The sequence below is a fragment of the Acinetobacter sp. SA01 genome, assembly GCF_011319235.1.
Lineage (GTDB): Bacteria > Pseudomonadota > Gammaproteobacteria > Pseudomonadales > Moraxellaceae > Acinetobacter.
In genome coordinates this window covers 95,835-120,739 of sequence record NZ_WXXM01000005.1, presented here as the reverse complement: position 1 = coordinate 120,739, position 24,905 = coordinate 95,835, and the positions used below count along the sequence as shown (strand labels likewise).

General features: G+C 43.9%; 29 protein-coding genes and 1 pseudogene. 15 read left to right on the top strand and 15 right to left on the bottom strand.

Annotated elements, in window-relative coordinates; genetic code table 11:
* The first annotated feature begins 9 nt into the window (after positions 1-9).
* From GTU69_RS07020 to rdgB, 4 genes are all read left to right on the top strand, one after another.
* Positions 10-1,170: a homoserine O-acetyltransferase gene (locus tag GTU69_RS07020; protein ID WP_166169306.1), complete on the top strand. Its 1,161-nt coding sequence runs from the start codon at positions 10-12 to the stop codon at positions 1,168-1,170.
* Positions 1,170-1,763 carry a methionine biosynthesis protein MetW gene (metW, locus tag GTU69_RS07015; RefSeq protein WP_166169304.1) on the top strand — a complete coding sequence of 198 codons (594 nt, stop codon included), beginning with the start codon at positions 1,170-1,172 and terminating at the stop codon, positions 1,761-1,763. Before GTU69_RS07020 ends, metW begins: the two co-directional genes overlap by 1 nt.
* Complete coding sequence (locus GTU69_RS07010; protein WP_086195405.1) at positions 1,760-2,347, top strand: tetratricopeptide repeat protein; 588 nt, start codon at positions 1,760-1,762, stop codon at positions 2,345-2,347. The genes metW and GTU69_RS07010 overlap by 4 nt, the downstream gene beginning before the upstream one ends.
* A gap of 107 nt (positions 2,348-2,454) precedes the next feature.
* Positions 2,455-3,081: an RdgB/HAM1 family non-canonical purine NTP pyrophosphatase gene (gene rdgB, locus GTU69_RS07005; RefSeq protein WP_166169302.1), complete on the top strand. Its 627-nt coding sequence runs from the start codon at positions 2,455-2,457 to the stop codon at positions 3,079-3,081.
* A gap of 174 nt (positions 3,082-3,255) precedes the next feature.
* Here rdgB and GTU69_RS07000 read toward each other — a convergent pair whose 3' ends face one another.
* Positions 3,256-4,137, bottom strand: coding sequence for a permease (locus GTU69_RS07000; protein ID WP_166169300.1), 882 nt, complete (start codon positions 4,135-4,137; stop codon positions 3,256-3,258).
* Between the two features lie 192 nt (positions 4,138-4,329).
* On the opposite strand from GTU69_RS07000, the gene tatA reads away from it, so the two are divergent.
* The 4 genes and pseudogenes from tatA (at position 4,330) to GTU69_RS06980 (ending at position 8,154) form a co-directional block, all read left to right on the top strand.
* Complete coding sequence (gene tatA / locus GTU69_RS06995; RefSeq protein ID WP_086195402.1) at positions 4,330-4,563, top strand: twin-arginine translocase TatA/TatE family subunit; 234 nt, start codon at positions 4,330-4,332, stop codon at positions 4,561-4,563.
* Between the two features lie 6 nt (positions 4,564-4,569).
* A pseudogene (gene tatB, locus GTU69_RS06990) lies at positions 4,570-4,827 on the top strand (Sec-independent protein translocase protein TatB); the annotation flags it as partial.
* 203 nt (positions 4,828-5,030) lie between these two features.
* Positions 5,031-5,810, top strand: coding sequence for a twin-arginine translocase subunit TatC (gene tatC, locus GTU69_RS06985; protein ID WP_086195401.1), 780 nt, complete (start codon positions 5,031-5,033; stop codon positions 5,808-5,810).
* A 157-nt stretch (positions 5,811-5,967) separates the two neighbouring features.
* Positions 5,968-8,154: a PhoX family phosphatase gene (locus GTU69_RS06980; protein WP_166169298.1), complete on the top strand. Its 2,187-nt coding sequence runs from the start codon at positions 5,968-5,970 to the stop codon at positions 8,152-8,154.
* 42 nt (positions 8,155-8,196) lie between these two features.
* On the opposite strand, the gene GTU69_RS06975 is transcribed toward GTU69_RS06980, so the two are convergent.
* Positions 8,197-8,979, bottom strand: coding sequence for an NRDE family protein (locus GTU69_RS06975; protein ID WP_166169296.1), 783 nt, complete (start codon positions 8,977-8,979; stop codon positions 8,197-8,199).
* A gap of 93 nt (positions 8,980-9,072) precedes the next feature.
* On the opposite strand from GTU69_RS06975, the gene lgt reads away from it, so the two are divergent.
* From lgt to GTU69_RS06960, 3 genes are all read left to right on the top strand, one after another.
* Positions 9,073-9,885, top strand: a complete 813-nt coding sequence (lgt, locus tag GTU69_RS06970) for a prolipoprotein diacylglyceryl transferase (RefSeq protein WP_086195398.1) — start codon at positions 9,073-9,075, stop codon at positions 9,883-9,885.
* A 188-nt stretch (positions 9,886-10,073) separates the two neighbouring features.
* The gene (locus GTU69_RS06965) at positions 10,074-10,460 is read left to right on the top strand and encodes a hypothetical protein (protein WP_166169294.1); all 387 of its coding nucleotides are present in this window, start codon (positions 10,074-10,076) and stop codon (positions 10,458-10,460) included.
* Complete coding sequence (locus GTU69_RS06960) at positions 10,460-10,825, top strand: hypothetical protein (protein WP_166169292.1); 366 nt, start codon at positions 10,460-10,462, stop codon at positions 10,823-10,825. The genes GTU69_RS06965 and GTU69_RS06960 overlap by 1 nt, the downstream gene beginning before the upstream one ends.
* A gap of 131 nt (positions 10,826-10,956) precedes the next feature.
* Here the strand turns inward: GTU69_RS06960 and rplT are convergent, their stop codons facing one another.
* Together rplT and rpmI are read right to left on the bottom strand one after the other, a co-directional pair.
* Entirely contained in the window at positions 10,957-11,316 is a 360-nt protein-coding gene (rplT, locus tag GTU69_RS06955; protein ID WP_004867327.1) for a 50S ribosomal protein L20, read from the bottom strand.
* A 12-nt stretch (positions 11,317-11,328) separates the two neighbouring features.
* Positions 11,329-11,523 (bottom strand): 50S ribosomal protein L35, encoded by a 195-nt coding sequence (rpmI, locus tag GTU69_RS06950; protein WP_004637967.1) that lies wholly within the window; start codon positions 11,521-11,523, stop codon positions 11,329-11,331.
* A gap of 236 nt (positions 11,524-11,759) precedes the next feature.
* Between rpmI and GTU69_RS06945 the strand changes: the two genes are divergently transcribed.
* Positions 11,760-13,019, top strand: a complete 1,260-nt coding sequence (locus tag GTU69_RS06945; protein ID WP_166169290.1) for an MFS transporter — start codon at positions 11,760-11,762, stop codon at positions 13,017-13,019.
* A gap of 103 nt (positions 13,020-13,122) precedes the next feature.
* Positions 13,123-13,863 carry an energy transducer TonB gene (locus GTU69_RS06940; protein ID WP_166169288.1) on the top strand — a complete coding sequence of 247 codons (741 nt, stop codon included), beginning with the start codon at positions 13,123-13,125 and terminating at the stop codon, positions 13,861-13,863.
* A gap of 38 nt (positions 13,864-13,901) precedes the next feature.
* Here the strand turns inward: GTU69_RS06940 and GTU69_RS06935 are convergent, their stop codons facing one another.
* The 3 genes from GTU69_RS06935 to GTU69_RS06925 form a co-directional block, all read right to left on the bottom strand.
* Complete coding sequence (locus tag GTU69_RS06935; RefSeq protein ID WP_166169286.1) at positions 13,902-14,327, bottom strand: YqaA family protein; 426 nt, start codon at positions 14,325-14,327, stop codon at positions 13,902-13,904.
* Between the two features lie 15 nt (positions 14,328-14,342).
* Positions 14,343-14,627 (bottom strand): hypothetical protein, encoded by a 285-nt coding sequence (locus tag GTU69_RS06930; protein ID WP_166169284.1) that lies wholly within the window; start codon positions 14,625-14,627, stop codon positions 14,343-14,345.
* A gap of 85 nt (positions 14,628-14,712) precedes the next feature.
* Positions 14,713-15,336, bottom strand: coding sequence for a glutathione S-transferase N-terminal domain-containing protein (locus GTU69_RS06925; RefSeq protein WP_166169282.1), 624 nt, complete (start codon positions 15,334-15,336; stop codon positions 14,713-14,715).
* Between the two features lie 315 nt (positions 15,337-15,651).
* On the opposite strand from GTU69_RS06925, the gene GTU69_RS06920 reads away from it, so the two are divergent.
* Positions 15,652-16,119, top strand: a complete 468-nt coding sequence (locus GTU69_RS06920; RefSeq protein ID WP_166169280.1) for an Hsp20 family protein — start codon at positions 15,652-15,654, stop codon at positions 16,117-16,119.
* Positions 16,120-16,234: 115 nt separating this feature from the next.
* Here the strand turns inward: GTU69_RS06920 and infC are convergent, their stop codons facing one another.
* The 3 genes from infC to GTU69_RS17280 all read right to left on the bottom strand — a co-directional run bounded on the left by infC (position 16,235) and on the right by GTU69_RS17280 (position 19,419).
* Positions 16,235-16,786, bottom strand: coding sequence for a translation initiation factor IF-3 (infC, locus tag GTU69_RS06915; RefSeq protein ID WP_086195388.1), 552 nt, complete (start codon positions 16,784-16,786; stop codon positions 16,235-16,237).
* A gap of 5 nt (positions 16,787-16,791) precedes the next feature.
* Positions 16,792-18,714: a threonine--tRNA ligase gene (gene thrS, locus GTU69_RS06910; RefSeq protein WP_166169278.1), complete on the bottom strand. Its 1,923-nt coding sequence runs from the start codon at positions 18,712-18,714 to the stop codon at positions 16,792-16,794.
* Positions 18,715-19,284: 570 nt separating this feature from the next.
* Positions 19,285-19,419: a hypothetical protein gene (locus GTU69_RS17280; protein WP_265092675.1), complete on the bottom strand. Its 135-nt coding sequence runs from the start codon at positions 19,417-19,419 to the stop codon at positions 19,285-19,287.
* Positions 19,420-19,756: 337 nt separating this feature from the next.
* Here GTU69_RS17280 and GTU69_RS06905 point away from each other — a divergent pair, with 337 nt between their 5' ends.
* Positions 19,757-21,397, top strand: coding sequence for an acyl-CoA synthetase (locus GTU69_RS06905; protein ID WP_166169276.1), 1,641 nt, complete (start codon positions 19,757-19,759; stop codon positions 21,395-21,397).
* A 147-nt stretch (positions 21,398-21,544) separates the two neighbouring features.
* On the opposite strand, the gene yjgA is transcribed toward GTU69_RS06905, so the two are convergent.
* Genes yjgA through panB form a run of 5 tightly spaced genes read right to left on the bottom strand, consistent with a single transcriptional unit; the run spans position 21,545 to position 24,882 of the window.
* Complete coding sequence (gene yjgA, locus GTU69_RS06900) at positions 21,545-22,078, bottom strand: ribosome biogenesis factor YjgA (RefSeq protein WP_166169274.1); 534 nt, start codon at positions 22,076-22,078, stop codon at positions 21,545-21,547.
* Between the two features lie 2 nt (positions 22,079-22,080).
* The gene (locus tag GTU69_RS06895) at positions 22,081-22,350 is read right to left on the bottom strand and encodes an HPr family phosphocarrier protein (protein WP_086195384.1); all 270 of its coding nucleotides are present in this window, start codon (positions 22,348-22,350) and stop codon (positions 22,081-22,083) included.
* Positions 22,347-23,198 carry an RNase adapter RapZ gene (gene rapZ / locus GTU69_RS06890; RefSeq protein WP_086195383.1) on the bottom strand — a complete coding sequence of 284 codons (852 nt, stop codon included), beginning with the start codon at positions 23,196-23,198 and terminating at the stop codon, positions 22,347-22,349. The genes GTU69_RS06895 and rapZ overlap by 4 nt, the downstream gene beginning before the upstream one ends.
* A 26-nt stretch (positions 23,199-23,224) precedes the next feature.
* A complete protein-coding gene (gene panC / locus GTU69_RS06885) occupies positions 23,225-24,070 on the bottom strand; it encodes a pantoate--beta-alanine ligase (protein ID WP_166169272.1) in 846 nt (281 codons plus the stop codon).
* A gap of 2 nt (positions 24,071-24,072) precedes the next feature.
* Entirely contained in the window at positions 24,073-24,882 is an 810-nt protein-coding gene (panB, locus tag GTU69_RS06880) for a 3-methyl-2-oxobutanoate hydroxymethyltransferase (RefSeq protein WP_166169270.1), read from the bottom strand.
* Between the last annotated feature and the right edge of the window lie 23 nt (positions 24,883-24,905).

The window sequence follows — 24,905 nt, the reverse complement described above, 5'->3', positions numbered from 1 at the left end:
AAATTTCCTGTGTCTTTTCCAGCTGACTCAGTGGGCTTAGTTACCCCGCAAAAGTTTATTTTCGAAGAGCCGTTAGAGCTCGAATGTGACCGAATTCTTCCACGTTTTGAGCTCATGGTCGAAACTTATGGCGAACTCAATGCCGACAAATCCAATGCCATTCTGATTTGTCATGCCTTGTCTGGCCATCACCATGCGGCAGGTTATCATCATGAAGATGACCGCAAACCGGGTTGGTGGGATGCATGTATTGGACCAGGTAAAGCCATTGATACCTCTAAATTCTTTGTCGTCGCCCTGAATAATATTGGCGGCTGCAGCGGTTCGACCGGCCCGATTTCGCCCAATCCGGAAAATGACAACCGTCCTTATGGACCGGATTTTCCTCTGGTCACCGTGCGTGACTGGGTCAAAACCCAGGCCCTGCTCTCTGACCGTATGGGCATTGATGTCTGGTATGCCATTATTGGCGGTTCTCTGGGCGGCATGCAGGCTTTGCAATGGTCGGTGGATTATCCGGACCGTTTAAAAAAATGCGTGATCATTGCCAGTGCTCCAAAACTATCGGCACAGAATATTGCCTTTAACGAAGTGGCACGTCAGTCGATTCTGTCTGATCCCGACTTCCATAATGGCCGTTATCTGGAAAATGATAGCTATCCTAAACGTGGCCTAATTCTGGCACGTATGGTCGGTCATATTACCTATCTGTCTGAAGAAGCCATGAAACAGAAATTTGGCCGTGACTTGAAGTCGGGCAAATTTATGTACGGTTTTGACGTTGAGTTCCAGGTCGAAAGTTATTTGCGTTATCAGGGCGAGCAGTTCAGTCGTAACTTTGATGCCAACACTTACCTGATTATGACCAAGGCACTGGACTACTTTGACCCATCACGCGAGTACGAGCAGTCCTTGAAAAAAGCCATGGCCAATACCCAATGTAAATTTCTGGTGGTGTCCTTTACCACAGACTGGCGTTTTACCCCGCAGCGTTCACAAGAAATTGTCGATGCCCTGATCAGCAACCATAAACCTGTCAGCTATGTCGATATTGATGCAGAACAGGGTCACGACTCGTTCCTGTTCCCGATTCCGCTTTACGTTAAATCATTACGTGCATTTTTAGGTGGTGCAGAACACCTCAAAGCCACACCTAAGGAGACTGTGTAATGCGTATCGATCATCAACTGGCGGAAAAATGGATTAAACCCGATTCCAGCGTACTGGATTTAGGCTGTGGCGATGGCGAACTGCTGGCCCATATGAGCAAAAAGCACAATATTCGTGCATATGGCCTAGAAATTGATCAGGAAAAGATTGCAATTGCGGTAAGTCGGGGGTTAAATATTATCCAACAAGACTTAAACCTTGGTTTAAGCCGCTTTGCTGACCAGTCCTTCGACTATGTGGTGATGGCACAGGCCTTGCAAGCTGTAGATGCACCAGACGTATTATTGCGTGATATGGTGCGTGTGGGGAAACAGGCGATTATCACCTTTCCTAACTTTGCCCACTGGAAGACCCGTTCTTTCTTGGCATTAAAAGGAAGGATGCCGGTTTCGGAAGCTTTACCGTATATGTGGTATAACACGCCAAATATTCATTTATGTACTTTCCGTGATTTTGAAGCACTGTGTGCGGAAAATGATATCCGGATTATTAATCGACTTGCCGTGAATGGGGATCAGCAAGGTAGTTTACTTAGTAAACATATCCCGAATCTGTTTGGTGAAGTCGCTATTTATCGAGTGAGCACACTATGAAAAAAATATTATTAAGCACACTATTGGCTGGACTGTTTAGCATTCAAGCCCATGCAGAATATGTTGCACCTACGGCATCGGTTTCAAGCCAGGCTGCGCAGTATTCTGTTATGGATATTAACAACCTGACCAAAGCTGCCAAAGCCGGTCAACCCGCTGCACAATTTTATCTCGGTACCCGATATCAGCAAGGCAGAGAGGTCCAGAAGGATGAGCAGCAAGCTTTTTCCTGGTACAAAGCTGCTGCCGATCAAGGTCTGACTGCTGCACAATTGAATGTCGGTCGTATGCTGGCTGATGGTATTGGCACCAAAAAAGATGAAGCTTTGGCACGTAAATATTTTGAAAAAGCAGCAAGCCGTGGCGATAACCGCGCCAGCTTTAATCTGGCCATGATGGAAGAGCAAAAGAAAAACTATGTCGGCGCTTACCAATGGTATGAACTTTCAACCCGTGATGGCATGCTCGACAACAAAGTCATTTCACTGTCTGAAGGTAAGAAAACCGCTTTGGCTGCCAACTTGAGCCAAGAACAGATTCGTCAGGCACGTGACCGTGCGGACAAGTGGATTCAGGCACAGTAATTCTGCCTAATTCTATAAAGCACCTTCGGGTGCTTTTTTATTGGCTGATTGTTAGTCCCCATTTCAGGTAAAATTGAACTTATTTTTAAGATTAGAGTTTTTATAGAATGTCTGCACAAGATTGGTTATCTCAAGGCACACTTGTTCTTGCGAGTAACAACAAAGGTAAAATTGCTGAATTTGAAAAAATGTTTGCCGAGTTAAATCTCCCTGTAGAGGTAATCCCTCAAGGTAAACTGAATATTGAAGATGCGATCGAAGATGGATTGAGCTTTGTTGAAAATGCCATTATTAAAGCCCGCCATGCCTCTAAAATTTCAGGTAAGCCCGCAATTGCAGATGATTCTGGAATTTGTGTTCCAGTCCTCGGTGGTGCGCCGGGCATTTATTCTGCACGCTTTGCCGGTGAACATGGCAATGATGCAGCCAATAATGAAAAACTGTTAACCCGACTTAAACCACTGCGTAAAGAAGGCGAAACTATTGAAGGCATGTTTGTCTGCGTGCTTGCCCTGGTTCAACATGCTGAAGATCCACTGCCTCAAATTTTTCAGGGCATCTGGACAGGTGAAGTGCTGGAAGCGCCTCGTGGCGAAAACGGTTTTGGTTATGACCCGCTATTCTGGTTGCCTGAACTGGGTATTTCTAGTGCCGAAATGAGTAAAGAAGATAAAAATAAAATCAGCCATCGCGGTCAGGCGATGCAGTTGTTTAAGGCGAGCCTAGAGAAGTAATTTCCGCCTCTTATTACCCCCTCTCCCTTTGGGAGAGGGCTGGGGTGAGGGATTTTTAAAATACATCTCTCCCTAAAACTCTCCTAGTAGGAGAGAAAAAAATTATCTTTCTCTAAAGCTTTTAGACCCTCTCTCTAACTCTCTCCCACAGGGAGAGAGGACTTTTTTATATTTTTATAAACCCGACACCAATGCATGCAACATTACGCCATAAATCCCGATCAATATCGCACTGGCCACAGTACCCGACGCAATATATTTTGCTGAATAACCCGTCCCCTGATAATGCGTTTCCAGCGCCACAATATTGGCCGCCGGCGGCAATAGAAAGAACATCAACATCACGGCATAGGTCAGTATTTGATGCGGAATAGGCAAAAACAGATAAGCTGCTATACACAATAAAACAGACAATAACATACGGCTACTGATGATCAATAAGCTACGGTTCAAATCACTCCAGCCAATCCTGACCTTACTCAGCCACATACCCAAAACACACATACCGGCAAAGGTCACCAAGACTTTATTGGCCTGGTAAATCAGCTGTATTACGGGATGAGATTCATAGCTGCTAAAGTCCCAGAATGACAAAACAGCAGCCGTGGTCAAGGCAATGACAGGAGGCGAAAGCATTACATTTTTAATAATAAATCCCCTATCCTGCGGGGTTTCACTCACCGCCATCACTGCACAGATATTGCCAAATAAAGAACCGCCGATATACAAGGCCACAATGGTGCTGCTGGCTTCCGGTCCAAAGACGGCTAAAGCAAAAGGAAGGCCTAACCACGCACCATTCAAGTAACTAAAACACAGGGCACGTAATTTGTCTTTTTGAAAATAATAAAAACCACTAAAGAAAATAATCGAACTGAACAAGCTGAAACCGATCAGCCACAGACTGCCTTCTTTATAAAACACCATATTGTAAATGATCAGCAGGGGTATAAAGAGACGGGCCAGCAAAGCTGCCAATAATGGCCGGATCGACTTTAAAACATGCACTCCCCAATATCCGGCAAGAAAAGAAATAAGAGGAAGAATCAGTGCCATGAGGGTGCAAACTTGGTTTTTTACTGAAGAAGTCCATCCTAGCACAGCTGATATTCAAACATGATCTTGCAGGGCTCATTTTTCATATTCATCTAGCCATGAATCGCTTTGTCTTAAAACCGAAACAGAAACGTCACGGCAATGTCATACAGACCTGTTGAGATAGTTCTCAATAAAAATGAGGATATTTTCATGGCAGGATTATCAATTTGGCACGTTGTCATTTTTGCAATTGTAGTGATTTTATTGTTTGGCACATCCAAACTGAAAAATCTGGGTAAAGATGTCGGTGGTGCCGTTAAGGATTTTAAAAAATCGATCAAAGATGATGAAGTCACTACTTCTGCATTAAATGAACCGCGTACCATTGAACATCAAGGCAATCCTGCAGATGTTAATTCCACAGCAAAAACACATTCAGGCTAAAACGTTATGCTCAATATCGGTATGACTGAACTGCTGGCTTTTGGCATCATTAGTTTATTGGTGCTTGGACCGGATAAGCTGCCGGAAGCTGCTCGTTTTGTTGGCAAATGGTACGCCAAAATCAAGCGCACCATCAGCAATGTGCAAAACGATATTGACCGAGAGTTACGGGTGTCCGAATTACGTGAACAGATGCAACAGGAAATGCAGCGTATTCAAGCTCTCGAACAGAAAATACAAGCTCAAATGCAGCAACTACAACAATCTCAGCCTGCTAAAGAAAATATCTTACAAAATGCAGTGCCACATAATAAAAATGCTTCTACTGTTTATATTTTTATTCAATCACAACAGTCTTGTCATATTTATCTAAAAATACCGGATTGTGCCAAGCAGACAATGGTTCAACCCGCACCATTAAATAACATGCCTGCAAGTACACAGTTCAATCCGTTAAAGGTGGCCGTATGAGTACTCCCCTAGAGCACCAGTTACCCGCTCCCCTAGCAACGCAACAGCAACCACCACTTGAAGAAATGCCTATTACCAAACATTTAATGGTATTGCGTAAACATCTTTTTAAAATGATGGCCTTACTGATTGGCTTATTTTTTTGTTTATTGCCTTTGGCCAATAAAACCTACCAAGTTTTGTCAGAACCATTACGCGCACAGTTGCCTAGTACCTCGACCATGATTGCTACCGATGTCACGGCAACATTTATGGCCCCATTTAAACTGAACTTTTTTGTGGCCTTGTTATTGGCCATGCCTTATATCCTGTATCAACTGTGGGCATTTGTAAAACCGGCCTTATATGAAAAAGAAAAGAATCTGGCTTTACCCTTACTGATCGGCAGTATCTGTCTATTTTATATAGGGATCAGCTTTGCCTATTTTGTTGCTCTGCCTTCTATTTTGCATTTTTTCATCAGTGTTTCACCCGAAACCGTTGCCCCAATGACAGATATTAATAGCTATCTGGCCTTTTGTTTAAAGCTGTTCTTGGTATTCGGATTTACTTTTGAAATTCCGGTGATTACCTTGTTATTGATTTTAATCGGGCTGGTCAATACCGAACAATTGGTAGAAAAACGACGCTTTATTGTGGTGGGTTGCTTCTTTGTGGCGATGTTTGTTACTCCGCCGGATGCTCTGTCAATGATTATGCTGGCTGTTCCAATGTGGCTGTTGTTTGAAATGGGTTTATGGCTAGGCAAGCTGCTGGAAAACCGGCGTACCGTTTAAATTCAACCGCGATGTTGCTGAGCAGACTGAGGTCTGCTTTTTTCATGAAAACGACTTATTTTCTTCACCAGACTGTCATTCAAACGTCAGGACGCTGTCATATTTTTCACCTAAGTTTAAAACAACTTTACAACAACCATACATTTGGAAAATTATCATGACAGACTTTACGCCATATCATGAAGATCAAGAATTAGACAATAATACTTCTGAGAATATCCATTTCCGTGACATTTTAGAGCAGGCTATTACACGCCGCAGCCTCATCAGCAAAACTGCGAGCGGTGCAGTTGCCTTGACTTTGGCTTCAACTTTGACTGCTTGTGGCAGCGATAGTGACAGTACCCCAAGTGCAACAACTCCATCTATTGATCCAACCAAATTACCGACAAAGTTAAGCTTTACCCCAGTGGCAAAGAACCTGAATGATATCGTCACGGTGCCAGAAGGTTATGAAGCTAAAGTACTGTATGCAATGGGTGACTCCATCAACCCATACTATGAAGCATGGGATGACAGCAAGATTCCTTCAGGTGCAAGCTTTCAGTTCCGTTCTGGTGACTGTCATGATGGCATGAGCTTTTTCGGTTTAAATACTTCGACAGGCCGTTACGATAACACCAAATCAGATCACGGCTTACTGGTGCTGAACCACGAATATATTAACCAGACTTTCTTACACCAGACAGGCCCGACCAATAAGGGAACAGGTCCTCGCCCTGAAGATGAAGTGATCCGTGAAGTCAATGCACATGGCGTATCCATTATTCATCTGAAAAAAGACAGTAAAACCCAAGCCGTTGAAATTTTGAAAAATTCAATTTTTAACCGCCGTATCACAGCTTCTACACCCATGACTTTTACCGGCGTTGCTGCTGGTTCAGCTTTACTTTCAACCCGCTTCTCTCCATCTGGTGTAAAAACCCGCGGTACTCAAAATAACTGCGGTAATGGTTATACACCTTGGGGCACCTACCTGACTGCTGAAGAAAACTTTATCGGTTACTTTGTGCGTAATGCAGCAGATGATAGCTCGCGCACTGCCAATGAAATTGTGGCATTAAACCGTTACGGTTTAAAACAAGGTGCTAAATCGCGTTATCAATGGGAAACTGCAACAGGCAGCCTGGAACAGCAGGACATGTATGATCGCTGGAATGCATCTGTTGTAGGTGCATCTGCATCTGTAGACTATCGCAATATTGCGAATACTTTTGGTTGGATTGTAGAAATTGATCCATTCGATAGCCGCCAGGACCCTGTAAAACGTACCTCACTGGGCCGTTTTGCACATGAAGACTGTCGTACCAGCCGTGCCATTGAAGGTCAGAACTTGGCATTTTATATGGGTGATGACTCACGTGGTGAATACATCTATAAATTCGTTTCTGATGCGAAATGGGATGCAAAAGATGTCAACGGTGGCTATGCAGCCGGTGATAAATACATGAATAGTGGTAAACTGTATGTTGCCAAATTCAATAGCGATGGTACAGGTCAGTGGATTGAGCTATCGATTAGCAACCCGGCAATTTCTGCTTACACGACTTATAAATTTGCAGACCAAGCGGATGTCGTAACGCATGCACGTATCGCTGCAGATGCTGTTGGCGCAACCAAAATGGACCGTCCTGAATGGGTCGCAGTCAATCCGAACAATGGTGAAGTATATGTCACTCTCACCAATAACAGTAACCGTGGTACCAGCTATGTAACTGATGCCGCCAACCCACGTAACTATACAGATCCTGAAGGCGGTAAAGGTAACGTGAATGGTCACATTATCCGCTTCCGTGAAGATGCCGATAATACAACAGCCACCACATTCAAATGGGATATTTACCTGTTTGGAGCTGAAGCAAAAATGCTTGAAAATGTTAACCTGTCTGGCCTAACTGACAATAATGACTTTTCTAGCCCGGATGGTATGTGGTTTGACCCACGTGGTGTACTCTGGATTCAAACCGATGATGGTGCCTACACGGACGTAACCAACTGCATGATGCTGGCTGCATTGCCAGGTACAATGGGTGATGGTGGCACAGCAACTGCACTTTCAGGTGCTGGTACACAAGATACCTTTATGGGTGCCAAAGTAACCGATGAAAATTTACGCCGCTTCCTGACTGGTCCAAACGAGTGTGAAATCACCGGCGTAACCATGACACCAGATTACAAAGCCATCTTCATTAACGTTCAGCATCCAGGTGAAGATTCGGCTGCTTATAATAACGCAACCAGCCACTGGCCTGCGACACAAACAGATCCAAGCAATACCACTGCACGTCCGCGTTCAGCAACGGTAGTGATTACCCGTAAAGATGGTGGAGTAATTGCTGGATAAGTTTCCAACGTTTTGAAAATGCCGACCTCGTGTCGGCATTTTTTATTTACTTAAAGGTAAATCTATCTGAATAATATTGCCCTGGGTTGTCCCTTGCTGGGATTTTTCCTGCCATAGCCAGACATCATTTTTCAGCCTTAAAAAATTGGAACAACGCGTACCATAGACCGGGCTTTGAATAAAGGTCGAAGATAGTAATTCCTCCATCTCCAGACTAATACCAGTTTGGGGCAAAAGCTCGGGAATAATTTTCCGTTCATCTTCCAGAATGTCCCAAACCGCAAATTCCAGATCGGCTTCAGCTGTCTCTGCATATTGCAGCATCGGTAAAAATTCCTGGGTAAAACGTTTACGTAAATGTCGGGTCTTTTCCCAATGCTCGGTCATTAAACCATTGGACACCACATACACACCTTGGGCTAAAACCTGCGGTGCTTCACCACGGTTACTCATATAAACCGCCTGATTTGAATCACCTAAAAATAAATTAAAGCCGGCATAGTCACGCTGGCGTTTTTCCAGCGCTTGAGCAAAGCGAATCGGGTTTAAATCGGATTCCAGAAAAGTCTGAATCAGATGACCACGAGAAGTCGGATACTGTGTTTTATCGCTCGCATCCCTGAAATTGGTCAGTACAGCCCAGCGGCCTGATGCAGTAATGCCCATCCATGTGCCGCCTGACTGCAAGTCTTTTCCGGCAATAATCGGACTGTTTTCCCAGCAATGCAATGCTGCACTCGGCCGCTGATAAAACTCATCCCGATTGGAAATCAGACATAGTGGAGTATCCGGCAAAACTTGCCAGGCTAAAGCGACAATACACATAATTCATGCTCTTCATCTTTACACATTGAATGTACAACATTTTTCCCAGGTTTCAGCTAAAATCTGTGCAAAACATAATGACAAGGAACAGGAATGCTGACCTATCCAAATATAGACCCGGTTGCGGTATCGCTGGGACCATTACAAGTCCACTGGTATGGATTGATGTATTTACTGGCATTTTTATTTGCCTGGGGACTTGCCACCTATAGAACCAAACAACGTGATGGCTGGACACCTGACATGGTCTCTGACCTGATCTTCTATGGTGCCTTAGGGGTTGTGGTGGGTGGTCGTGTAGGCTACGTATTCTTTTATGGCTTTGAACAATTCATGGCCAATCCACTGTGGTTATTTCAGGTCTGGACCGGCGGCATGAGCTTCCATGGCGGATTCCTGGGTGTGATGCTTGCCATGCTGTTCTGGTGCAAAAAATACCAGAAAACCTGGTTTCAAACGCTGGATTTTATTGCCCCTTGTGTCCCGACTGGCCTAATGTTCGGTCGTATTGGCAACTTCATTGGTGGTGAGCTTTATGGCCGCCCGGTTTCTGATCCGAACTTTGCACTGGGGATGATCTTCCCTACTGATCCCTTGCAATTGGTCCGTCATCCCTCACAGCTTTATCAGGCTTTGGGCGAAGGTTTAATCCTGTTTATTGTATTGTGGTGGTTCAGCTCCAAGCCGCGTCCACGTATGGCAGCTTCTGCCCTGTTCCTGATCGGTTATGGTATTGCCCGTTTTGTGGTGGAATTCTTCCGTGAACCCGACAATGGCCAGCTATTTATTGGCTGGATGAGTAAGGGCCAGTTCCTGACTGTACCGATGATTTTGATTGGCCTCTGGATGATGTGGTATGCCTATCAAAAGAAAATCTATGATTGGGGTCCACAGAAAAATAGCTAAATAAAATTCCTTCTACCTTTGGGAGAAGGTTAGGATGAGGGAGACAAAAAATGTCTCCTTTTTTTATCTCTCTGGTTATGTGCTCTTAAGAAAGAGATTTAAAATAATCTACAGGTAGGTTGAATCTGTGCTTCCCTCTCACTCGTATGCTAAAGTGCCCTTAGTTCTTATTCATCCAATAGAAAAACATGCTCGAATTTTGGTTCAATCCTAAAGCTTCCATTCTTCATAAACTGCTGATCTTTGTGGTCATCGCAATTGCCACGGGCGGACTGTACTGGATGGAACCTTTAAAACCGGATGCTATCCTGATGTTCATGGGTACAGGTATTATTTTCCTGATTTGCCGTTACTGTAAAATTCATTTTGCTGCTAAAAATCCGGCCGGCCTGTTCTATCGACTCTTGGTCTGGATTCCGCTTGCCTTGCTGCTGGCCCTGATTTTCATGCATATGCAGAATGGTGAAATTCTCATCCCCGGTGCCCAAGGCATCGGTTTTATGGCTTTGGCCATTTGCCTATTTTCACCCTTGTCTTTATTGAATAAAAATGCCCCCTTGGATGAGCAAAAATAATGCTGGAGTTCTGGTATTCCGACAAATGTAGCCGCGAGCTGAAACTGATGGTCTGTATTGCAACCTGTGTGATCATTTATCTCTGCTCTACGGTACAGCGACTTTCCCCCATCTTGATAGGAATAAGTGTAGGTATCGGTCTGAGCATACATGTATTAAGAGCATTAAGCTTAAAAATTGCAGCAGATAACCCTTATAAGAAAGGTTTTGAGATTCTTGTGTTCATCATGCCGCTGATGGCATTCATTACCTTAATTTCTGCATTGCCTACCCAGCATAAGCTGATGCTCGCCATTCAGGCGATTGGCTTTGCTGCCATTGGCCTATTTATATTATCGGGCTTTCCAAAGCGCAAGTTTGATTAGATTGAACTGAATTAGCTTCTCGTGTATTTCACACCCTTAAATAAGCCGAAATCCATATTGGATGTATTTTAAAAAAAGCCAAAATAAAAAAGACCGCTAAAAAGCGGTCTTTTTCAATCATCGAGAGATGATTAAGCAGCTAATGCGCCTTTAGCTTTTTCAGCTAAAGCAGCAAATGCAACTGCGTCATGCATAGCGATGTCAGCAAGTACGCGACGGTCGATGATCACTTGAGCTTTTTTCAAGCCATCGATCATACGGCTGTACGACAAACCATTTTGACGAGCACCAGCGTTGATACGTGCAATCCACAAAGCGCGGAATTGACGTTTCTTTTGACGACGGTCACGGTAAGCGTATTGACCTGCTTTGATTACTGCTTGGAACGCAACGCGGTAAACGCGTGAGCGAGCGCCATAGTAACCTTTAGCACGAGCAAGAATTTTTTTATGACGGCGATGAGCCTGTACACCACGTTTTACACGAGCCATTTATAAATCTCCTTAGATGTATGGGCACATAGCACGAACTGAAGCAACGTCACTTACGTGAACCATCACACAGCCGCGCAATTGACGGATACGTTTAGCAGATTTTTTGGTCAAAATGTGGCGTTTGAACGCTTGTTTACGCTTGAAACCGTTAGCAGTCGCTTTGAAACGTTTAGCTGCACCACGGCGAGTTTTTAACTTAGCCATAACAACCTCTTTAAACACCTGTTCAGCACGTCTGCACCATTGCAAAAACGACCTGCAGGTAAGGGAGGGAATATTCTAAAGCATCTTTGCTCAAAACAAAAGCAGAGATACTGAAAATTGCACACCAATGATCAGATTCTCTTAGTCTTATTTTCACTATCAAAAGCGGGATGTTTTTATTAATAAATCCACTATTCGGCATTATAATTATCAGCCCATAAGAATACTGGACTGCTATGAACCCTGCACAGGATGCTTTTGCCGCCCTACGTTATCGTGACTTTTCCATTGTCACGATGAACCAGTTCTGCCTGACGCTCGCCATTTTAATTCAAGAAATTATTGTCGCGTATTCACTGTATCAGATTACCAAAGATCCTTTAACACTGGGTTTAATTGGTCTGGCCGAAGCCATTCCTTTTATTGCCTTGTCCTTGTGGGGCGGTTATTTTGCCGACCGCTTTAACAAACAGACCATCATGAAAATATGTCTGTTTTTTGCCGTGCCCTTGCCTGTGGTTTTATGGTGGCTATTCCATTCCTATGGCCTAGGACAGATCGACGTTACTACACTGTCTTGGGGGATTTATGCGGTTATTTTTACCCTAGGGACTATCCGTGGCTTCTATAATCCTTCCGCTACTTCACTCAAGCCTTTTTTAATCCCGCGCAAGCTTTATGCCAATGGTGCCACCTGGACCACCATCGGCTGGCAAAGCGGCGTGATTATCGGACCCATGCTGGGCGGTTTTATGCTGGCTTTTTTAGGTCGTGAAAACAGTTTATGGGCGGTAACCGGATTATTGTCCGTCTGCTTTATCCTGATTAACCTGCTACAAAAGCGGAGTTTTCCCAAAATTGAAACTAACAACCTGCTGGAAAGTTTGGGAGATGGTTTCCGCTTTATCTGGAAAACCAAAATCGTACTCTGGGCCATTTCGCTGGATCTGGTTTCGGTGCTGTTTGGCGGGGTCATTGCCTTACTGCCCATCTTTGCCGAAGATATTTTAAAAGTCGGGCCTGAAGGTTTGGGTTACTTGCGTGCAGCGCCATCGATTGGTGCTCTCATTACCATGATTGCCTTTACCAGATTTCCACCAACCCAAAATGCCTGGCGTAATATGTTGCTCGCCGTTGCCGGTTTTGGCCTGTTTACCCTGTTGTTTGCCTTCTCGAATAACCTGTGGCTATCGCTGTTCGCTTTGGCCATGACTGGTGCCTGTGACAGTATTTCAGTGGTCATTCGCCAGACCATTCTGCAAATTTATCCGCCAGAAAATATGCGTGGCCGTGTCGCCGCGGTGAATGGCATGTTTGTCTCAAGCAGTAATGAACTGGGTGCTTTTGAATCCGGTCTGGCTGCGAAATATATGGGCACCATTATGGCAACGGTCTTTGGTGGCTGTATGACCATGGTAGTAGTAGCGCTGAGCTGGACAAAAACCCACGATTTATTTGGCGTCGACATTACCAAAGTGCATGATCATGAACATTAATTGAGTTTTTAGACTTGCCAGTATTTCCAATTCAGGAAATACTGCGCACTCATAATACTCCGCTACCACTGCAACATCTGGTTTGACTAAGAAATAAATATTTATGAAGCAAATACTGTGTTTTTCTCTACTCATGTGTGTACCCTTCAGTACTGTTTACAGTGCTGAATCTAAAGCAACCAAACAGCTTGCCGTTCAGAAAAGCGCAGCCCTTCCCGCGCATTTGACCACACGCATTCAGTGGACCAAATTTCCGCATCCAAACTATAAAAATGAAGATTTAAAAGAGCAAAACCGCAGTGCCATTATTCGCATTTATGCAGATGAAACCGGTAATGTCATCAAGGCCAGCGTACAGGAAAGTACCGGCTTAAGCCATCTGGATAACCTGCTGGTTCAAGCAGTGCATGAAGCACATGTCAAACCCCATATCGAAAATGACACGGCAACACCTCTCATTGGCTATCAAACCTTTAGTTTAAAGTTAGACCAAGAGGATGTTGACGCCTGTCCCTATCAGTTTGAATCGAAAAACTGGCAAGCTCAACAACAGAACAGAAAAACAGCCTTTTCCTACCGTACCCAGCCCCAGCTAGAGCTTGATTCTGACTTACTGGCTGGACACAATCGCGCGGTTAAATTTAACTTTAAAATGAATAAACATGGTGATGTGAAAAAGGTCAAAGTCACCCAAGGTTCCGGTGTTTACGCTTTAGATCAGAAAGTTGTTCAAGCCGTATCAAATAGCCAAATTAATGTAAAGCGCACTGCCAGCACTTTATGGATGTATAAAAAATCCAGCTTTAAAGATGAAATTAAGTTCGACCTAAATCACTGTGAATAAGCAAAATTAAAAACGAGATGCCGAAGCATCTCGTTTTTTTAAAACAGGCTAAAAGCCAGATAGATAAACAAGTAGCGCCCTATTTTAGCAATTGCAACCATCAATAAAAATCGGGCAAAATTTTCTTTTAACAGACCGGCAATAAGGGTAATGGGATCGCCAATGATGGGCACCCAACTCAACAATAATGACCAGTAGCCATATTTGTGATACTTCGCCTGTGCTTTCACCATTTGCTGCTGTGAAACAGGAAACCATTTTTTATCTTTGTAATGTTCAATCTTAAAACCGAGCCACCAGTTCACGCAAGATCCCAAAATATTTCCCAAGCTTGCAACAAACAGTAGCCAAGGAACTGAATGACTGCCCTCCGCCAAAAAAGCCAATAAAACAGCTTCGGATTGCAAAGGCAATAAAGTTGCCGCACCAAAAGCAGAAATAAACAGTAACAGGTAAGCTGGCATCAGGCTGCTACCGGTTTAAAGCCCGAGTTTTTTCTTGGTTGAGGTGTATTCATAAACCGTCCAAAGCAAAGCCAGAACCATAATCAGATAACGGCTATAGCTATAACGCTGCGTCAAAGGCTGGATGGCTGCGTATAAAGCATTCTGGTCCTGTGTATTTAAAGTCGCCATAAAATTCTGGATGTGCACGGCTTCGGCAATAAAAAGAATCAAACAGGCTGCTATACCAAAGATAATGCTCCAATAGATTTTGGTATTGTGTTCCAAAATACGGGTTGAATTTAAAAAAAATGCTTTCATAAGGTGCTGATCCAATAAAAAACCACCGCATGGGTGGTTTATTTTTCTATATCGCCATCTTAACACAACTGTGGTTCAAGTCATTTTAACCAGCGACCTGAATCGACAATGCTTTCTGAATGGCAGGACGTGCAGTCAGGCGATCTACATATTCTTTTACGTAGGGATAATCTTCAAGCTGAATTTGCTGCCATTCATGGCGTAGGATCCACGGTAAAATCGCCATATCGGCAATCGAATACTCGCCCGCCACATACTTTTGCCCCATCAGCTGCTTATTCAGCACACCATACAGACGCTTGGTTTCATTGACATAACGGTCTATGGCATAGGGAATTTTTTCCGGTGCAAAGCGACCAAAATGATGGTTCTGCCCCAGCATCGGCCCGAAACCACCCATTTGCCACATCAGCCATTGCTCGACTTCAACGCGCTGTTGCTCATCTACTGGATAATACAATCCGGTTTTACGGCCCAAATACTGCAAAATTGCCCCAGACTCAAATACTGAAATGGCTTCACCACGCGGTCCGTCCTGATCCACAATCGCGGGAATTTTATTGTTAGGTGAGATACGTAAAAAGTCAGGCTGAAACTGATCATTTTCTAAAATATTGATGGGGAAAATTTGGTATTCCAAACCCATTTCTTCTAATGCTATTGTAATTTTATGACCATTGGGTGTTCCCCAATAATAGAGATCAATCATGTTTCCTACCTTTTGCCTTTTTCGTTTTACATGACATGCTTAAAATTTATTCCAGTTATAGCATGATTTAGTACCATACATCCGCATATTTAATTATAGATTCATCAATAAAACCACTAAATATAAAGCATTATTTTCAGGCAAAAATCCGCCCCGGATGTTGTTACATATTGATGCTTGAAAAGCCTCCACCCAATCTTATATTAGACATGAAGCAATCATCCATTCAGGATATTGCTTCACATTACTTATGCCATCCATTACAGAATTATCATCATGCTTCTATAACTTTTCTGAGAACCGGAGGTTCTATCCATGAGCAATTCCAGTCTTACCCCACTGTTCCGACGTAGCATCGGTTTTGACCGTTTTAATGACCTGTTTGACTATGCAATGCAAAGTGAAACACCGAATTATCCACATTACAATATTGAAAAAACCGGCGATAATAATTACCGCATTGTCGTCTCTGCAGCCGGATTTAACGAAGACCAACTCGAGATCAACCTGGAAAATCAAGTTCTGACCATTAGCGGCAAAGCGGTTGAAGAAAAATCAGATACTACGGTAGAATTTTTACACAAAGGTATCGCCCACCGTTCCTTTAAACTGTCTTTACGTCTGGATGAACATGTAGAAGTACAACAAGCTGACTTTGCAAACGGTTTGTTAAAAATCGACTTACAGCGCAATGTTCCAGAAGAAAAATTACCTCGCCAGATTCCAATTGGCAGCAAAACCACGGAAAAACTTGCGTCACCTCAACAGGAAATAACAAAATAACACCCCAAAAGACTGGTCTTTTGAATGATTGAAACGATCTCTTAAAAAACCGATTCAAAAAATCATCGCTATAAAAAAGCCCTGCTTTTGCAGGGCTTTCTTCATCAATAGAGGCTTACTTTTTCTTTTTAGGACCAAGTAGCATACCCATTTGACGACCTTCCATTTTTGGTGCTTGTTCAACTACACCGAATTCAGCCACATCTGCTTCAACTTTTTGCAATTGAGCCAGACCCAACTGTTGGTGAGCCATTTCACGACCACGGAAGCGTAAAGTGATTTTTACCTTGTTGCCTTCTTCAAGGAACTTGATAATGGCACGTAATTTTACGTTGTAATCACCAACATCAGTCGCAGGGCGGAGCTTGATTTCTTTCACCTGTACTTGATGCTGTTTTTTCTTCGCTTCTTTCTGCTTTTGTTTCAGATCAAACAAATGCTTGTTGAAGTCCATGATTTTACACACGGGTGGCTCAGCATTTGCAACAATCTCAACCAGGTCAAGATCGACAGCTTCAGCTGCACGTAAAGCATCATTTAAGCTTACGATGCCTTTTTGCTCGCCATTTTCGTCTACAAGACGGACTTCTTTTGCACGAATTTCATCATTCAAAGCAGGACGGTTTGATTTGTTACCGCCCTGTTGATTACGGTCAGGCTGTTTAATCGCTTTTACTCCACAATATACCGGCCGCGTTCGGCAACGGCTGCTTTTACTAGGTCAACGAAAGCATCGATTGACATAGTACCCAAATTTTTTCCTGAGCGGGTACGCACATTCACTGTACCTTCCTCTACTTCACGGTCGCCAAGTACCAGTAAGTAAGGAATACGCTCTAAAGTACGTTCACGAATCTTAAAGCCGATTTTCTCATTTCTCAAGTCGGAAATGGCACGAATACCGTTTTCTTTAAGTTTAGCGACGACTGACTCACATGCTTCCGCTTGAGAATCGGTAATGTTCATTACACATGCTTGTGTAGGTGCCAACCAAGGTGGCATAAAGCCTGCATAGTGTTCAATCAGTATACCAATAAAACGTTCGAAACTACCAAGAATTGCACGATGTAACATAACAGGCTGATCACGGTCGTTATCTTCTGTTACATAAGAAGCATCCAGACGCTCTGGCAAGTTGAAGTCACACTGAATTGTACCGCACTGCCATACACGGCCTAAGCAGTCTTTCAATGAGAATTCGATCTTCGGACCGTAGAATGCGCCTTCACCCGGTTGAAGTTCCCACTCCAAACCGGCAGCATCTAAAGCATCAGCCAAAGATTTTTCCGCCATGTCCCAAAGTTTGTCATCACCGACACGTTTTTCCGGACGTGTAGAGAGTTTCATTTGAACGTCTTCAAAACCGAAGTCTTTGTACACATCTAAAGTCAATTTAATGAAATCTGCAACTTCAGTTCCAATCTGTTCTTTGGTACAGAAAATGTGTGCATCATCTTGGGTAAAGCCACGAACACGCATAATACCGTGCAATGAACCTGATGGCTCGTTACGGTGACATGAACCAAACTCAGCCAGACGGATTGGCAGGTCACGGTAAGATTTCAACCCCTGGTTGAATACCTGTACGTGACATGGACAGTTCATTGGTTTTACCGCATAGTTACGGTTCTCTGAATGAGTCGTAAACATGTTGTCTGCATAGTTTGCAGCATGTCCCGATTTTTCCCAAAGCGTGAAGTCCACCACTTGCGGGGTACGAATCTCAAGATAACCATTATCTTGCTGAACTTTACGCATGTACTGTTCCAATACCTGGTAAATGGTCCAGCCATTCGGATGCCAGAACACCATACCCGGTGCTTCTTCCTGCATATGGAACAAGTCTAAAGCTTTACCGATTTTACGGTGATCACGTTTTTCTGCTTCTTCAATACGTTTGATATAAGCAGCTAACTGTTTTTTATCTGCCCAAGCTGTACCGTAAATACGTTGCAGCTGTTCATTCTTCGCATCACCGCGCCAGTAAGCACCAGAGATTTTAGTCAGTTTGAACGATTTTAAGAATTTGGTATTCGGTACGTGCGGACCACGGCACATATCCAGATAGTCTTGATGGTAGTACAAGCCCATTTGCGTTTCTTCAGGCATGTCTTCAATCAAGCGGAGTTTGTATTCTTCGCCACGCGCAGTGAATTCTGCAATCACTTCATCGCGTGGGGTCATTTTTTTGATGACATCATAGTCCTGATCGATGAGCTTTTTCATACGCTCTTCAATCGCCGCCAAGTCATCTAAAGTAAACGGACGTGGCATCCAGATGTCATAGTAGAAGCCTTCTTCAATGACCGGACCAATCACCATCTTTGCTTCTGGGAACAATTGCTTCACCGCATGGCCGACCAGGTGCGCACAAGAGTGACGAATGATGTGAATACCATCTTCATCTTTAGGCGTAATAATTTGTAAGGTTGCATCTTCGGTGATGAGATCAGACGCATCAACCAAACGGTCGTTTACGCGACCCGCAACTGTATTTTTTGCAAGACCCGGACCAATGCTCAGTGCAACGTCCATCACAGATACGGCTTGATCAAACTGTTTTTGATCGCCATTTGGCAAAGTGATAATTGGCATAAAAAAATCCTTAAGGAGTGATGCCCCGTACCATAGGGCATGTCACCGCGAGATTATGATCGAGGCAGAACCTCAAAAGATAAAAACGGTGGATAAATAAAAATCGATTCGAATTTTACACGTCTTATCCACAGGATTAAACCTTTTCACCTATAAAATTCGCAATTTGGCACATTTTGAATTTATTTGCCAATGCCTTAGCTCTAGCTCAATCAGGCAATTTCAGCTTTCCTTTTTTATGCTCTAAAGTTCTCCCATGCGTCGAACTTGCCCTGAGCATAGGCATAAAGCTGAGCAAATTGCGGAATTATGGCTTCGCTCTGGGTGGGTCTTAAAAACACATAATCCACCATTTCGGATAGAGCTTGTGTAATGCAGCGTCCCCCAATGCAATCGGCCCTAATATTTCTGTAAAATGGGTTCGACCAAATCAAATATAGCGTGATAATCCTGTTTATAAAACTGGTGAATGGAAATGGAGACCGAATCGCGCTGATTGGCTAAAGACTGATTGATCGGAGCAAGATATTTCCCCAGGTCATATAAGCGTGTATCTGATTGAACTGTGCATTAACTTCTATCTTCATCAAAGGCCAGCATGCCTTTTAATTGATCAAAATTAAGTAAAGTTTCATCCGTCTTGGCCAACGCACTAAATGAATGCCCTGCACGACGACACGAATATGAGCAGAGGATTTGACTCATTTTTGTAATTCATTGACATGCTGAGGTTGAAAAATTTCTGGATGTGCCTGCTAGTAGCTTCCAGACCAGTTCTGCTATCCTTTATCCGCCTGTTGTATTTTCATTATTATTTCCTGGCTAATATTATTTAAATTGCCTGTTTAGAGTAAAATACCTAAAAAAGCAAATATGGGAACCCGTGCGTTCAAAAAAAATCCACGCCATAAAATAATTTTTTAATTTTCAATATGTTAAAAATTACCAAATAGCACTCGACTAAAGCATAACTGCAAGATTTCTGATAAATGCATATCTTTTTCAAAAGGATATGAAAACAAATATAGAATGGAGTTTTAACATGGTTAGCGCATATGATGAATTACCGCGTACCCCCGCAAATTTTGTAGCGTTGTCACCTTTACGCTATCTGGATCGGGCTGCTTATATTTACCCGAATCAAAATGCAATTATTCATGGTAAACGTCGTATTACCTGGCGTGAAAAATATAATCGTTGCCGCCAGTTTGCCCACCAACTCCAAAAACTCGGGATCGGTAAAAATGATACCGTTTCGGTACTGCTGCCTAATGTGCCGGCAATGATTGAAGCACATTTTGCCGTACCAATGGCAGGTGCCGTACTGAATACCTTAAATACCCGTCTGGATGCCAAAACAGTTGCCTTCATGCTGGAACACGCCGAAAGCAAGGTGTTGCTGGTTGACCCCGAATTCAGCCAACTTGCTACAGAAGCCTTGGCGCTGATCCCGCAAGAAATCTATGTCATTGATGTCGCCGATGAAGAATATGAGGGTGAGGATACCCGTATTGGCCAGATTGAATATGAAGACTGGATTGCACAAGGTGATACCAATTTTGAGTGGCATTTACCCGCAGATGAATGGGATGCCATCAGCTTAAGCTACACCTCGGGCACCACAGGGAACCCGAAAGGCGTGGTCTATCATCACCGCGGAGCCTACATTAATGCAGCCAGTAACATCATTGCCTGCGGCATGATGCCTCGCGCGACCTATTTATGGACCCTGCCATTGTTTCACTGCAATGGCTGGTGCTTTGCCTGGACCATGGCTGCCAATGGCGGGACCAACGTCTGCTTGCGCAAAGTTGATGCAGAACAGATTTTCAAATTGATTGCCGAACATAAAGTCGACTACTTCTGTGGCGCACCGATTGTCCTGTCGATGCTGATCAATACCCCTGAAGAGAAAAAGACCCAGATTGATCACCGTGTTGAAGTGATGGTGGCCGGTGCCGCGCCTCCTGCGGCGATTATTGAAGGCATGCGTAATATTGGCATTAATGTCACTCACGTCTATGGTTTAACTGAAACTTACGGCCCTTCTGCCCTGTGTGCATCACAAGCGGGCTGGAGCGATCTATCGATTCAGGAACAGGCACACTTGCACTCTCGTCAAGGAGTTCCATATCCACTGCAAGATGGCATGAAAGTACTTGATCCGGAGACCATGCACGAAGTGCCGCATGATGGTAAAACCATGGGCGAGATTATGTTCCGCGGCAATATCGTCATGAAAGGCTATTTAAAGAATCCTGAAGCAACCGCCGAAGCCTTTGCTGGTGGCTGGTTCCATACCGGTGACCTTGCCGTTTGCCAACCGGATGGCTATGCCAAAATTACCGACCGCTCTAAAGATGTGATTATTTCCGGCGGTGAAAATATTTCTTCACTCGAAGTGGAAGAAGTGCTGTATCAGCACCCTGCAGTCCTGACGGCAGCGGTAGTGGCAAAACCTGATCCACGCTGGCAGGAAGTTCCATGTGCCTTTGTGGAACTCAAACAAGGTAAAACTGCAACAGCTGAAGAACTGATTGAATACTGTAAACAGCATTTGGCCAGTTTTAAAGTACCTAAAGATGTGGTGATTACCGAGATTCCAAAGACATCTACAGGCAAACTGCAAAAATTCATTTTGCGTGACTGGGCCAAAGAACGTGCTACAGGCGAGTTTCAGTAACTCTCTCTAACTAGCCCTCTCACTAACTTTCTCCCCTGAGTAAGCGACAAAGCAGTGCATTGTCGCAAAGCGCAAGAGAGCAATCTTAAGGCATAAAAAAGCGACTCCATCGAGTCGCTTTTTTAATTTTATTACTGAAGCTCAAGATCAATTATCTGAAATCAAAGCCACTTGCTGAATATAGTTGAACAGTTTCAACTTGGATGCAGCCAGCTCTTCTTCCGTCACCTGATTTTTGATATCACGATGGATACGCAAAATATGCTGACGAATCGCATGGTGTTCGGCAGCATTATGCGCTTTCATGAATTCTTTAATCACCGGATCACCTTGCGCGATCATACGATCGACCCAACGTTGCAACTGCGCAGTTTTTTTCGCACCTTGCTGTGGGGTTAGGTAAGACAAAATCATGGTTTCATCTTCATTACGCAATAATTTTCCTACACGCTGAAACTGACGGCGACGTGCTTCATGTGAGGTAATGGTTTGCACATCCAGTAAAGCATCAATCAAACGTTCTTCCACCGGAAGGTTTTTAATTTGTTTGATACTCAACTGAGCCAGTTGCTCACCTAAAGCAGCCATACGCTGAACTGCTTTTTTCTGTTCGGTTTTACTCGCCCGCCCTTCTAAACTATCAAAGTCATCTTCAGTAAAACGGTTCGGTCGACGTGCCACGATTAATCTGCCTCGTAAAATTTTGCTGCAAATAGCGCCTGAATTTCAGATAAAGCCTGTTCTTCATCTGTACCTTCAAGCACTAACCGTAAAGTTGTGCCTTTGCCTGCACCGAGCATCAGCAAAGACATAATATTTTTTGCATCTACTAATTTGTTGCCTTTACCAATTTGAATCGATGAACGAAATTTGGTGGTAACTTCGATTAGCTTTCCAGACGCACGCGCATGTAAACCTAGTTTATTAATTACGTCAACAGTTGTGTCAATCATGACCAGTGCTTCATTTCTCTGTGGAGGACTTGGATAGACCATTTTTCCTCAAGGGCTTTTTTGAGTCTATCTACGATATATACGGAACGATGCTGCCCGCCAGTACAGCCAATGGATACCGTCATATAGTGACGATGCCCTTCTGCAAAGGCAGGCAACCACTTATCTAAAAAATGATAAATGTCTTGGAACATTTCATTGGTTTGTTCACTTTGCAGCAAAAACTGTTGTACAGGCAAATCCAAACCTGAATATTTTCGCAATTCCAGATCCCAATGCGGATTCGGCAAATGACGTACGTCAAAGACATAATCGGCATCAAGCGGAATACCGTGTTTATAACCAAATGATTGTAAAATTAAAATAAGGTTATCTGATTGTCCAAGTTTAGACAACAAGGTATGTTTCAGATCATGTACGCTTTTATCGGTGGTATCAATATGTACCGTTGAACGCAACTGTATCGGAAGCAATAAGGTTTTTTCTTCCTGTATACATTCAATCAGGCTTTTAAAACGACCGGCTAAAGGATGCGGACGCCGCGATGCACTAAAACGCGAAATCAGTTCCTGATCTTGCGTGGTCAAATAAATGATATCCACCGAACCAGATTTCTGCAGTTGTTCAAAAACATGATCAAATTCCTGCAAATCTGCACGCGTACTGCGTACATCTACGCCCAGTGCCAGCTGTTCCAGATTATTGTCACGATCCAGTTTTTCCACAATTTCCGGCAGCAATGCCAGCGGTAAATTATCAATACAGTAATAGCCCAAATCTTCAAGCACCTGCAGGGCAGATGATTTTCCCGATCCAGATTGTCCTGTGACGATTAAAATACGCTTCATGGCAAGGCTGTCCTTAATAGTGAAGTCTATGCGGTATGCTTAACCAGCAAGTTATCAATCAGTCTGGTGGTGCCCAATTTAGCGGCAACAAACAGCACCACATCCTGATCAAAGGCTTCTATTTTTTGTAATTCCGGAGTGCGTACTTCCACATAATCCACAATAAAACCAGCTTGTGTCAACTTTTGCTTTATATGTTCTAGCACGTCCGCAAGGCGGACCCCACTGTGCAGTTCCTGCTCGGCAGCAGTTAAACTCTGGTAAATGGTCGGAGCAATCGCACGGTGTTCTGCACTCAAATAACCATTACGCGAACTAAGGGCCAAACCATCTTTGGCACGGGTAATCGGCACCCCAATCACTTCTAGCGGAATATTCAGGTCACGTACAAACTGACGAATCACTGCCAGTTGCTGGTAGTCCTTTTGCCCGAAGAAGGCAAAATTTGGCTGCACAATATTAAACAGTTTAGTAACCACTACCGCCACGCCATCAAAATGTCCCGGACGCTGCAACCCGCATAAGTCATTGGTAATCTCAGACACGCTAATGTTGGTTAAACGCGGCTTGTTGCCATACATTTGCTCAACGCTAGGGGCAAAAATAATGTCACAGCCGACATCTGCCAACAAATGACTATCCTGCTCCAGAGTACGCGGATAGCTGTCAAAGTCTTCATTGGGCCCAAACTGAATCGGATTGACAAAAATACTGACCACAACAACATCACAGATTTTTTTTGCTTCACGCACCAGGTTTAAATGCCCTTCATGCAAATTCCCCATGGTCGGGACAAAACCGATAATTTTTCGTGCCGATCGAGCTGGACTCAGTGAAGCGCTTAATCCCTGAATGGTAGTTTCTGTTTTCATGTTTACAGCTCAACTTGAAAAGTTTGTTCTTTAGCAGGGAATGAACCCTCTTTAACTGCCGCATGGTAAGCTTTAAAAGCATCCAGAATTGCAGTTTCCCCTGCCTGTTCTTTCATAAAATTACGGACAAATTTGGCCACATGACCACCGGTCAGTCCAAGCATGTCCTGTACAACCAACACTTGGCCGTCCGTATCTGCCCCCGCCCCAATGCCAATCACAGGCGTATGTGGAAACAACTCACTAATTTCCTTACCCACCTGCGCCGGAACGCATTCCAGTAGAAGGACTGCGGCACCGGCTGCCACCACAGCCTTACAATCGGCAATCAACTGATCGGCAGCTTCACGGGTACGCGCCTGAACCTTATAGCCACCAAACACATGCACAGATTGTGGAGTTAGTCCCAAATGCACACATACAGGAATACCGTTGCGAGTTAAGACCTGAACGGTTTCGGCAAGCCATGCACCGCCTTCGATTTTTACCATGTGTGCACCAGCCTGCATCACTTGTTTGGCACTGATTAAGGCATCATTCAGCGTGGCATAACTCATAAACGGCAAATCAGTCAGAATAAAAGCATGCTGATTACCACGGCGAACAGCTGCGGTGTGATAAGCCATATCCTGTACCGTCACAGGCAGGGTAGAATCACAGCCCTGAATGGTCATTCCCAAAGAATCACCTACCAGAATCGTATCAATTTCAGCAACTTCCATTGCTTTCGCCATACTCGCATCATAGCAAGTCAGGCAGGAGAATTTGCGGCCTTGCGCTTTAAATTTTCTTAAGTCACTTAGACTAATCATCCGGATATTCCTCTTATGACGAC